Origin of the sequence: Phocaeicola intestinalis (assembly GCF_014837065.1) — a bacterium.
In the GTDB taxonomy this organism is placed as follows: domain Bacteria; phylum Bacteroidota; class Bacteroidia; order Bacteroidales; family Bacteroidaceae; genus Phocaeicola; species Phocaeicola intestinalis.
On sequence record NZ_JACSPP010000129.1, the window covers coordinates 1 to 1,243 of the forward strand.

Below are 1,243 nucleotides of genomic sequence, written 5' to 3' on the forward strand. Positions count from 1 at the left end.
CATGACATGGCAGAATCCCGCCGGTGTCATACGCCCGGCAACAGGGGGCTGGATGATGTGCTGCAATGGCGCATCATCGAGCTGATAAAAAACGAGCAATGGTCTCCCCGGCAGATATCCGGACGTTTAAGGTTGGAGGGTATAAACGTCTCCCATGAAGCCATTTACGGTCTTATACGCAAGGACGAAAGCGGAGAGTTAGCCTCCCATTGCCGCCATAAGATGAAATATAAGCGCAAGGCCTCCCGCCGGCATGAAACCAAGGCTACGAACATCCGTAACCGCATAAGCATACACCAACGTCCGGTGGAAGCCGACGGCAGGCGTTTCGGAGATTGGGAGATGGACCTCATCGTGGACAAGGACAGCAACGCCATCCTGACGCTGACGGAAAGGAGCACGAACTTCCTGCTCATGGAGAAACTCAAACAGGGAAAGAAGGCCGGGCCGGTGGCGAAAGCCGTGTGGAGGCTGCTTCTACCTTACAAAGGGGAGGCCTTGAAGTCCATAACCACGGACAACGGCAGCGAGTTTGCGGAGCATGAATGGATAACCGGAAAACTGAACGTACCTGTGTATTTTGCCGATTCCTATTGCGCGTGGCAGAAAGGAGCCATAGAAAACGCCAACAAGCTGGTACGCCAATATATCCCGAAAGGGACGGACATCAGCACCGTCACAGAAGGGAAAATTGCTAAAATCAGGAAGAAAATCAACGCTAGACCGAGGGAAAAACTCAATTTCTTGACGCCTAAGGAGGTCTTTTTCAAAAATATTTCGTAATGTTGCACTCGCTGGTTGACTCTGCCATTTAAATAGCCTCTTGAGGACAAAGCAAAAAAAGATCTTTTTTTGTTTGCAGATTCAAAATAAAGTGTTACCTTTGCACTCGCAAAACAAAAGTGACGGGGTGTAGCTCAGCCCGGTTAGAGTACGCGTCTGGGGGGCGTGTGGTCGCTGGTTCGAATCCAGTCACCCCGACTGGTGAAAAAGCATTGATAATCTGATGATTGTCGATGCTTTTTGCTTTTTAAACGATTCTTGTAACTGTGGCGGTGACGTAACGTGACCCCGTAACGGTTGATGCAAAAAAGCAGACACAAGGCAACAAAAAAAAGTTCCACAAAATTAATTTTGTGAAACTTTTCTACTCTTTTCCAATATATTCAGCGGAGAGACAGGCTCTCGAACCTATACATTCAAGAAATATCATAAAATTGCAAATTACTGATAATCACACACA

The 1,243-nt window shown here is 47.7% G+C and carries 1 protein-coding gene and 1 tRNA gene; both read left to right on the plus strand.

What is annotated here, in order from left to right; genetic code table 11:
- Positions 1–783: IS30 family transposase (locus tag H9625_RS17320; protein WP_225226494.1), on the plus strand; the 783-nt coding region annotated here is incomplete at its 5' end.
- A gap of 123 nt (positions 784–906) precedes the next feature.
- A tRNA-Pro gene (locus H9625_RS17325) sits at positions 907–981 on the plus strand.
- The last annotated feature ends 262 nt before the right edge of the window (positions 982–1,243 follow it).